Origin of the sequence: Corallococcus sp. AB049A, assembly GCF_003668885.1 — a bacterium.
GTDB classification, from domain to species: Bacteria; Myxococcota; Myxococcia; order Myxococcales; family Myxococcaceae; genus Corallococcus; species Corallococcus interemptor.
The window spans coordinates 1-9772 of record NZ_RAWL01000334.1 but is presented as its reverse complement, the minus strand read 5'-3'; the positions used below and the strand labels follow the sequence as shown (position 1 = coordinate 9772).

Annotated in this window: 6 protein-coding genes; 2 read left to right on the top strand and 4 right to left on the bottom strand. The window is 73.6% G+C overall.

The window, feature by feature from the left end; translation table 11 throughout:
• On the top strand, positions 1 to 421 hold a 421-nt coding region (gene hpf / locus D7X55_RS28800; protein WP_233610127.1), incomplete at its 5' end, for a ribosome hibernation-promoting factor, HPF/YfiA family.
• A 155-nt stretch (positions 422 to 576) separates the two neighbouring features.
• The gene (locus D7X55_RS28795) at positions 577 to 2688 is read left to right on the top strand and encodes an MXAN_5187 family protein (RefSeq protein WP_121724725.1); all 2112 of its coding nucleotides are present in this window, start codon (positions 577 to 579) and stop codon (positions 2686 to 2688) included.
• A gap of 78 nt (positions 2689 to 2766) precedes the next feature.
• Here the strand turns inward: D7X55_RS28795 and D7X55_RS28790 are convergent, their stop codons facing one another.
• The 4 genes from D7X55_RS28790 to D7X55_RS28775 are packed head-to-tail and all read right to left on the bottom strand — an operon-like array spanning position 2767 to position 9767.
• A complete protein-coding gene (locus D7X55_RS28790) occupies positions 2767 to 4416 on the bottom strand; it encodes an ATP-binding protein (RefSeq protein ID WP_120552604.1) in 1650 nt (549 codons plus the stop codon).
• Positions 4417 to 4456: 40 nt separating this feature from the next.
• Positions 4457 to 5821, bottom strand: coding sequence for an ABC transporter substrate-binding protein (locus D7X55_RS28785; RefSeq protein WP_233610126.1), 1365 nt, complete (start codon positions 5819 to 5821; stop codon positions 4457 to 4459).
• Positions 5821 to 7173, bottom strand: a complete 1353-nt coding sequence (locus tag D7X55_RS28780) for a VCBS repeat-containing protein (RefSeq protein WP_121724723.1) — start codon at positions 7171 to 7173, stop codon at positions 5821 to 5823. The genes D7X55_RS28785 and D7X55_RS28780 overlap by 1 nt, the downstream gene beginning before the upstream one ends.
• Positions 7170 to 9767: a penicillin-binding protein 1A gene (locus tag D7X55_RS28775; protein ID WP_306437753.1), complete on the bottom strand. Its 2598-nt coding sequence runs from the start codon at positions 9765 to 9767 to the stop codon at positions 7170 to 7172. Before D7X55_RS28775 ends, D7X55_RS28780 begins: the two co-directional genes overlap by 4 nt.
• Between the last annotated feature and the right edge of the window lie 5 nt (positions 9768 to 9772).

Sequence of the window (9772 nt, the reverse complement as noted above, 5' to 3'; positions counted from 1 at the left end):
CGACAGCCCCTCACGGGCGGGCGGGGGACTGCCCATGTTTGTGCCCGGAGGTGAATCCATGAAGGTGCAGCTGCGGGGAGTGCATCTGGGGCTGACGGACAACCTGAAGCAGTACGTCGACACGCATCTGGTGGCGCATATCGAACGGTTCGCCGAGGACGAGGCGTCGGAGATCGAGATCGCGCTCGTGGATATCAACGGGCCCAAGGGAGGCGTGGACAAGGAGTGCCGGGTGACGGTGCGCATGCCCGGTCTGGAGTCCATTCACGTGACGGAGACGTCGGAGACGCTGTTCCAGGCCATCGACGCAACGCGTGACCGCCTGGAGAAGGCCATCAAGCGCGCGGTGGAGCGCCGGCGTCAGGGCATGGGGAACAGCGGCATGCCGTTCGACCTCAACGCGGACGCGACGAACTACTAGCAGGCAGTCACAGCGGGCGTGACAGACCGAAGGGCCCGGGAATTCCGGATGCCAGCCAGGCATCCGGCCCCCGGGTTCCTTCGGGCCAGTTCCTTGCTGGGGTCGAACGGTGGACGCTATAAGCGGACCCCTCACCCCTGGGCTAAAGGACGGCGATGGTCCGCCTCAAGTTCCTGCTGTTCGCACTCCTGGTCCTCGGACTGGGCCTGGCTCACCTCCCGATGCTGTCGGCGCCCCTGGGTGCGCGCGCGGTGGAAGGTGCAGCGCTGCAGGCCGCGTCGGGCACCGGCGAGGTCGCGCGTCGCGTGGAGGCACGCCGCGCGGAAGTGCAATCCCTGGCGCTGAAGCTGGCCGGCAGCCCCCAGATGGCCGCCGCCGTGCGCGCGCTGAACCCCGCGCCCGCGCCCAAGTCTCCGCGCGACCGCTACGGCTCGAAGGACGCGGAGGAGACGTCCGGGCCGCTGCCGCTCACCGCGGAGCGCTTCGGCGCGCTGCGCGCCGCCGCCCAGGCCGGGCTGCCCCAGGAGCTCCAGGGCGCGGTGGTGGCGGTGGTGGCCGGCGACGCGGCGTTCCATGCGCGTGCGGGCGCCGAGCCCTCTTCCGACACCGCGGCGCTGGACGTCGCGGCGCTCGCCAAGGCGGGCACGTCCGTGGTGGACGCCTTCGGGGCGGCGCACGTGTTCGCGTCCGTGCCGCTCGCGTGGAGCGGTGAGGGGACCCCTGCTCCGGCGGTGACGCTGGTGGTGGGCGCGCCCCTGGCCGCGGACGCCGCGCTGCAGGGCGCGCTGGATGCGTCCGGCGCGGCCGCGGTGGGGCTGGTGCAGGGCGACAAGCTGGTGGGCGGCGTGGGCGCGGAGAAGGCGCGGCTGGAGGGCTCGCTGCCCCGGCTGACGGTGGGGACGAAGGACGCGGTGCTGGAGTCCGGTTCGCTCCAGGCGCTGGGCCCCGTGCAGCTGCCCGCCTTCACGAAGGGCGACGCGATGGGCGGCCAGGCGCCGCTGTTCGTGGGTTCGCGCCAGGCGCTGACGGGCACGCCGTATGAGGTCGTGGTCCTGGCGGGCACGGCGGCGACGCTGGCTCCGCTGGCCGCGTACCAGCACACCGCGCTGCTCGCGCTCGCGGGCCTGTTGGTGCTGAGCCTGGTGTGGACGGCGCTGATGGGCGGGAGCAAGAAGGCCTCCGACGAGGAGACCGTGTCGGGCGGCTCGGACACGCTGGGCTGGGGCGCGGCGATGGCCGCGCAGCAGGCGCCCGCCGCGCAGCCGGTGGCCCAGACCTCGCCTCCGGCTCCGGCCGCTGTGACGCCCGTGCCCGCGGTGGCGGATCCGTTCGCGCCGGCCGCGCACGCGGAGCCGCTGTCCAATCCGTTCGGGTCGGCGGCCCACGTGGAGCCGGTGTCCAACCCGTTCGGCTCGGCGGCTCCTCCGCCCGCGGATCCGTTCTCCGGCGCGGACGCGTTCCCGTTCCCGGGCACTCCGGCTCCGGCCGCGGATCCGTTCGCGATGCCGCCGCCGGCCGCGGATCCGTTCGCGATGCCGCCGCCGGCCGCGGATCCGTTCGCGATGCCGCCGCCCCAGGCCGCCGCGCCCTCTCCGTTCGGAGCGCCCCCGGCGGCGGATCCGTTCGCGGGCGCGGACGCGTTCCCGTTCCCGTCTCCGCCCGCGGCCTATCCTCCGCCGGCCGCGGAGCCGTTCAGCCCGCCTCCGGCGTACGCGCAGGGCGGCGCGATGCCCTTCGAGCAGCCGGTTCCCGCGGCGGAGCCCCTGGCCCCGGCGGCGCCGCGCCACGGCGCGTTCGCCTTCGAGGATCAGCCCACGGCGGCGTACTCGCTGCAGCAGGCGGCCAACCCGTTCGCGCTGGCGGCGGCGCAGTCCTCGGAGCCGGAGTCCCCGGAGACGACGCGCGTGGCGGCGATTCCGCGCGAGCTGCTCCAGGCCAGCACCCGGCCCACGTCGGAGGCCATCCCGATGCCGGCCCCGCGCTCCAACGGTCCGCAGGCGATTCCGCTGCCCATGCCGGGCGTCAACAGCGCGGCGGCCGCGGCCCTGTCCGAGGAGCAGCACTTCCAGGACGTCTTCCGCGAGTTCGTCACCACGCGCGAGCGCTGCGGTGAACAGGCGGACGGCCTGACGTACGACAAGTTCGTGCAGAAGCTGCGCAAGAACAAGGAGCAGCTCGTCACGAAGTACGCGTGCAAGACGGTGCGCTTCCAGGTCTACGTGAAGGAGGGCAAGGCCGCCCTCAAGGCGACGCCCGTCAAGGACTGACGGACCGCGCCGCGCCGTGCGGTGCCCGAAGGCCCGGGACCTCTTCCACGAGGTGCCGGGCCTTCCTGCTCGCGGGGCTCAGCTCGCGCGGGGGAGCACGACGCTGAAGCGGGCGCCCTGGCCGGGCTCTCCGCCGACCTCCAGGCGGCCTCCGTGCTCCTGGAGGATGCGCGCGGCGATGGCGAGCCCCAGGCCGGTGCCGCCGTCCTTGGTGGTGAAGTAGGGCTCGAAGATGCGGGCGCGGTGCTCCAGGGGGATGCCGGGGCCCTCGTCCTCCACCTCGACGATGGCGTCCGCGTCGGTGCCCTTTACGCGCACGCGCAGCGCGCCGCCCTTGCCCGTCATGGCTTCTTCCGCGTTCTTCACCAGGTTGACGAGCACCTGGGTGAGCTGATCTCTGTCCGCTCGGGCCACCACGCCCGTCTGGAGCGCGGGCACCAGCTGGATGCCTTCGGGCGGCGCGGCGTAGAGCGACAGGACGCTCTGGGTGAGCTCGCTCAGGTCCACGGGGGCGAGCTGGGGCTTGGGCAGGCGCGCGAAGCGGCTGAACTCGTCCACGATGCGCCGCAGCCGCTCCACCTCCTCCAGCACCACGCCCGCGCTCTCCTTGAAGAGGGTGGGGAAGCTGGGGTGGCGCGCCTCGTGGGCGGCCATCAGCGTCTCCAGGGACATGCGGATGGGGGTGAGGGGGTTCTTGATTTCGTGCGCCAGCCGCCGGGCGACCTCCTGCCACGCGGCGATGCGCTCGGTGGCCATCAGCCGCTCGGTGGTGTTCTTCAGCTCGGACGTCATGTGGTTGAACGTCCGGACCAGTTCGCCCACCTCGCCGGTGGCGCGGGCTGTCACCTGGACGTCCAGCGCGCCCTCCGCCACGCGGCGGGCGCCGGAGGTGAGGGCCTCCACGGGCCGCGTCATCCAGCGGGACACCAGCAGGCCCAGGAGCGCCGCGAAGCCCAGGCCCAGGCCCGCGAGCAGGAGGAACGCGCGCATGACGCCCTCTTCGGCCTCGCGGGCGGCGGCGCGGCTGAAGGTGAGGCGCACGGAGGCCACGTTGCCCAGGGGCAGCACCTGCTCCACGGTGGGCGGGGCCGCGCTGCCCGCGTGCGCCACCTGGGTGTCGCCGGACAGGAGCGTCACGTCGGACTGGGTGAGGCGGGCCAGGTGCTGGGCCAGGCCGTCATCCAGCACCACGCCGCCCACGGCCCACAGGCGCACGTCGCCGTAGTCCACGGGGCGCGCGGTGACGAGCGCGGGGACCTGGCGCAGGCCCGCGTCGCCCCGGACGTCCACGCGCACGGGCACGGGCTTGGAGGACTTCTCCTTCGTCACGGCGAAGAGGGCGCGGTCCGGGTCTCCACGGCGCGCGGGCAGGTGGCCGGAGGACAGCACGGTGCCGTTGCGGTCGAAGAGGGTGAGCACGGTGAGGCCGCGGCTCTTCATCAGGCCTTCAGCGGTGTTGGCCTGGATGACGCGCAAGGGGGCGGTGCGCGCGTCGCGCACGAGGTCCTCCATGGCGGGGCTTTCAACGAGCTCCTCGACGGCGCGGCGCGCGTTGGCGCCGGAGCGCTCCAGGGACTCCTGCGCGGAAGCCGTGGCGGCCGTCATGCGCGCGTCGAGCTCGCGCGACAGCGTGTCGCGCAGGCGCGTCAGCGTCAGGGGAACGACGATGGCCAGCGGCACCAGCGCGAGCAGGGCGAAGGCGAGCGCGAGCCGGGTCCTCAGACGCATGCGGGCCGTTCCTTCCCGGAGGCTGCCGGGTGGGTGGGGCTCATGGCCGGCCTCCTCCGCCCGAGGCCTCGACGGGAGCGAGCCACGCGCCTTCGAGCACGGGCAGGCCCTGGGCATCGAGTGCGAGGCTCGTCACTTCCGGTGCCGCCCGGATGGCGAGCCCCTGGGCGTACAGCGGGATGAGGGGCACGGAGGGGGCGAGCACCAGGGCGCGTTCGCGGCTTCGGGCATCCCGGGCTCCCGCGTCCGTGAGGGCGCCGATGGGCGGCAGCTCCACGCCGAGCAGGTCCCTGCGTCCTCCTGCTTCCAGCACCACCGCGAGCGCGGGGCCGGGGATGGGGGGCAGGAGGAACGCGCTGAGCATCAGCTCGAAGTCGCCCTTGGCCTGACGGCTTCGCAGCGCGGCGCGCGACTGGGGCTCCAGCGCGACGGTGTAGCCCTGGTCGTGCAGCTTGACCTGGATGCGCTCGGCGACGGCGCGTTGATCCGCCAGCGCGGCGTCATAGGCGAGCGTCACCTTGCGGGATGCGCCTCCTTGAGGAGCGCCGGGCCTGGGCCTGGAGCCTGGAGGCATCAGCGCGGGCGGCAGCAGGTTCGCCATGGGCACGGCGGGGCCCTTCACGAACAGGCGCGTGAGGTCCTCGCGGTCGATGGCGCTCTCCACGGCCTGGCGGAAGTCCGCGGGCACCTTCCGGGGCGAGTACGCCAGATAGGTCGCGTACAGCGCGGCGCCCGTGAGGGTGTCGTTGTCGGGCGGCGTGCCCAGCGCCACCTGCACCTGCCGCGAGGACCACAGCCGTGCGAGGCCGCGCTCATCCGTGGCGGTGAGCGCCAGCCGGTCCAGGTAGGGACGGCCTTCGGGCCAGCCGGCCTGGGCCTCCAGCACGCCCCGGCCCGCGGCGCTGAACGGACCCGCCGCGGGCGACGGCGGCGTCGCGAGGGCCGGGTGGCACAGCGAGCGTTCCAGGTCGGGCCATGGGAAGGCCAGGGCCAGGTCCAGCGAGGAGCCGGACGCTGTCACCTGGCGGCCCTCTCCGCGCAGCGGATACAGCAGCGCGCGGTAGGGAGACGGCGCCTCCGTGGAGGACAGCCGGGTCCACGCACGGGCCACGGCGGCCGCGCTGGCGGCGGAGGGCATCGCGATGCGCAGGGCCTGCGGCACGGGGCGCGACATCTCGCGCGCCAGCGTCGGGTTCACCTGTCCACCGGAGTCCACGCGGCACACGGGCCGCGTCAGCAGGCCCAGCAGCGCGGCCTCCATCGGCGTGTCCGCGAGCGAGGGCTCACCGATTTCAGGCGGCCCCGCATGAGCCACCCGCAGCTCGCCGCCGTAGCGCGGACGGCTGGCGGCCAGTGCCGGCGCGGAAGAGAGAAGCACGAGGCCCACGAGGGCGGAGCGGATCATCACGGTGCACCCTGGCGCAGGAGGAACAGCTCGCTCGTGCCGTCCGGCTTCCATGAACCCACGACGACTTCGCGGCGCTTGTCGCCATCCAGGTCCGCCGTCACCACGTACAGCGCGCGGCCCGGCGGGAGCGCTCCCTGCCACAGCGGCTCGTGCGCCATTGGCGCGTCGGAGCTCAACGACAGCACCCGCAGCGCGTCCGGTGCCGGCTGGAACTGCGGTGACGTGGTGAGCAGCTCCGGGACCCCGTCTCCATCCAGGTCTCCCAGCGCGCTGCCCGCGCCCAGCCCGGCCAGCTTCGCCGGCGCCGACGCGGGACGGGCGTAGAGCGACGCCGTGCCGTCCGCGTGCACGAACAGCATGCGCTGCGCCGCGAAGCTCGCCGTGCCAAAGGGCGAGGACACCGTGACGGCGCGCCCGTCCGCCAGCCGGACCTCGGGCCCGAACAGCGTCTGCCCCGGCAGGAACGCCCCTCGCTCCCCCGTCCCCAGCGGCGCGGCGTCCAGCGTCCCCGTCGCGCGCAGCGTCCCCTTCGCCTTGTCCAGCACCATCACCTCGCCGCGCGCGTACCGCGTGCTCCAGGCCGCCAGCCTCGGCGGCCCCGTCAGCACCGCCAGCGCTCCGAAGGCTTCCCGCGTCGTCGCCGCGGCCGGCGTCCCCTCCAGCTCCCGCCGCGCGAGCACCCGCCCGTCCGCGCCGAACACCACCACCTCGTGCTCGGTGAGCGCGGCCACCTCATCCCGGCCATCGCCGTCCAGGTCCCCCGCCGCCAGCGCGCCCAGCGGCGTCTCCAGCCTCGCGAACACCGCGCCCAGCAGGCGCACCGGCCGCCGCTGTTGCGGACCCGGGCCCTGCGCCGTCGAGGCCGGCATCCCCACCGACGCCAGCGCCAGCACCGTGGCGTCCGCCTCCACGCCCTCGGCCACGGCGGCGGCGGGCTTCGGCGGACGCGTGGGCGTGCGGCCGGACCAGAAGTTCACCCACGTGCCCAGCACGTCGCCTCGGGCCGTCAGCTCTCCGCCCTCCACGTCCAGCGTGAGCCTCGCCAGCGAGCGGGCCCCCTGTTCGCGGGCGGCGGCCTCGGCGCGCTCCGGCGCGACGTCCAGCACCACCGGCCCCAGGTTCATCGCCGACAGCCGCGCGGCCAGCAGCGTCCCGAAGGCCCGGCGCAACTCCGCCGAGCTTCCGGTCAGGACGATGGCCACGGGCGCTTCAGCGGGCGCACCGCGAATGGCATCCGCCACGGCGAGGGCCAGCCGGGCGGAGGCGGGAGGCGCGCCGTCGTCCTGGTCCGCACGGGCGGGCAGGGCGAACGCGAGCACCAGGAGCAGCGGCAGGAGCGAGCGACTCACAGCCCCCTTTTGCCACCTTCCTCCAGGAAGTAGTTGTCCGGCGTCACCTGTCCGGGCGGCGGCGCCTCGGCGGTGGGCTGGGTGCCCTCCAGGTAGGGCTCCATCCGCCCCGGAACGGCGTTGCCCGCGAGCAGCCCCGTGGCCGGGTCGATGCGCACCTGGGTGACGCCCGGGGGAACCTCGAAGTCGCGCGCGGGCAGGCCTTCTTCCGCCACGCGCATGAAGTTGAGCCAGATGGGCAGCGCGGCCCGGCCGCCCGTCTCGCTGCTGCCCAGCGGCGAGTTGTCATCGAAGCCCACCCACGCGCTGGCCACCCAGTCCATCGTGAAGCCGTTGAACCACGTGTCCTTGGACTCGTTGGTGGTGCCCGTCTTGCCCGCGGCGGGCCGGTTCAGCTGCAGCACCGCGCGCGCCGAGCCGTCCTCCACCACGCTGCGCATCAGCGACGTGGTGAGGTACGCCACCGCCGGAGGCAGCGTCTCCTCGAACGCCGGCTGGTGCTCCTCCAGCACCGTGCCCTTCGCGTCGCGCACGCGCAGGAGCGTCAGCGGCTCCGCGTAGCGGCCGTTGGCCTGGAGCGTGGCGTATGCGTTCACGGCCTCCAGCATCGTCACCTCGCCGGTGCCCAGCGCCAGCGTGAGGTTCTCCGGCATCGCGGAGCGGATGCCCGCGCGGCGCGCGAAGTCGATGGCGGTCGCGGGGGTGATCGCTTCAATCAGGCGCACGGACACCGTGTTCTTCGACTTGCTCAGCGCCGTGCGCAGCGTCATGGGGCCCTCGAAGCGCCCGTCGAAGTTCTTGGGCCGCCACGTCTTGCCCGTGTACGGGTCGCGGATGGACTCCGGCGCGTCGTTCACCATGGAGAGCGGGGTGAAGCGGCCGCTGGCCAGCGCCGCGCCGTAGATGAACGGCTTGAACGACGAACCCGGCTGCCGCTTCGCCTGCGTGGCGCGGTTGAACGACGAGCGCTCCGCGTCGTAGCCGCCCACCATGGCCACCACGTTGCGGTTGGCCGGGTTGATGACCACGAGCCCGCCCTGCACCACGGGCACCTGATCCAACGTGGCCTCCACGAAGGCCGGCGCCGGAGGGGCCTTGAGCACGCGCACGAACACCAGCTCCCCGGGGGTGAACACGTCCGAGATGTCCTTGGGCGCGCTCTTCTTCTTCTGCCGCGCCCAGCTGACGGACGCGAAGGACACCTCCGCGGTGCGCCCCACCAGGTCCACGCGCGCCACGTTGCGCTTGACGTCCACCTCCATCACGTAGCCCGTGAGGCGCAGGCCCTCCTCCATGGGCTTGAGGAGGACCTGGCCCACGCGCTCACGCTCCGGCGACCGGGCCTCCTCTTCCTCTGAGTCCGTGTCCGCGGCCAGGGCGGCGGGCTGCTGCTCCTCGGCGCCCTCCACCTCCTGCGTGGTGGGCGTCTTGGCCGCCGGAGCCGGCGCGGCCACAGGCTGCGCGAGCGGCGCCAGGTCCGCGACGTAGCCCTGGTCCTTCTGGCGGCGGCCGGCCTCGTCGATGCGCTGGACGATGAGCTCGCGGTAGCGCTTCCACTGCGCCTCCTCCAGCTTGCCCTGCGCGCCCCGGTAGCCCTGGCGCCGGTCCAGGGCCTCCAGGCCGTCGCGCACGGCCTGCTCGGCGGTGGCCTGGAGCTTGGGGACCAGCGCGATGTCCACGCGCAGGCCGCCCTCCATGACCGTCTTCTCGCCGTAGCGCTCAATCAGCGTGCGGCGGATCTCCTCCGCGTAGTACGCGCCCGCGCTGACCGGCTTGCGCGGCGCGAGCACGATGGGCTTCTCCTTCTCCGCCTCCACCACCGGGCGTGGCACGAAGCCCTGGCCCGCCATCTGCTCCAGCACGTAGCGCTGGCGCGCCTTGGCGCGGGTGATGTTCGCCACCGGGTTGATGCGGTGGGGCGACTGCACGGTGCCCGCGAGCACGGCGGCCTCGCCCACGGACAGGTCCTTCGCGTGCTTGCCGAAGTAGAAGAGCGCGGCCTCCTCCAGCCCGTAGCGGCGCTGCCCGAAGTACACGCCGTTGATGTAGAGGCTGAGGATCTGATCCTTCGTGAGCGCCTGCTCCAGGCGCGGGGTGAGGATCCACTCGCGGATCTTGCGGCCCAGGCTGCGCTCGGGCGTCAGCAGCATGTTCTTCACCACCTGCTGCGTGAGCGTGGACGCGCCGGACTTGCGGCTGCCGGGGATGAGGTTCTTCACGCCCGCGCGCAGGATGCCGAAGGGGTCCAGGCCCTCGTGCTTGTAGAAGTCCGCGTCCTCGGCGGCGAGGAACGCGTTGCGCACGTGCGGCGGCAGGTCTTCAATCCGGATGAGCGTGCGGCGCTCCAGCGCGTACTCGGCGCAGAGCGAGCCGTCCGCGCACGTCACCTTCGTCACCTGCGGCGGCTGGTAGTTGCGCAGCGACTCCACGGAGGGCAGGTCGCGGCTGAAGTAGACGTACGTGCCCACGCACACGCCGATGACGAGCACCAGCCCCACGACGCCCAGCACGAGCAGCCGCTTCGTCCAGCGCCACAGCGCGGCGCCGAAGCCGCCTTTTTTGGGCGGCGGGGCTCCGGTCGGGGCCTGGGGAATGGGCT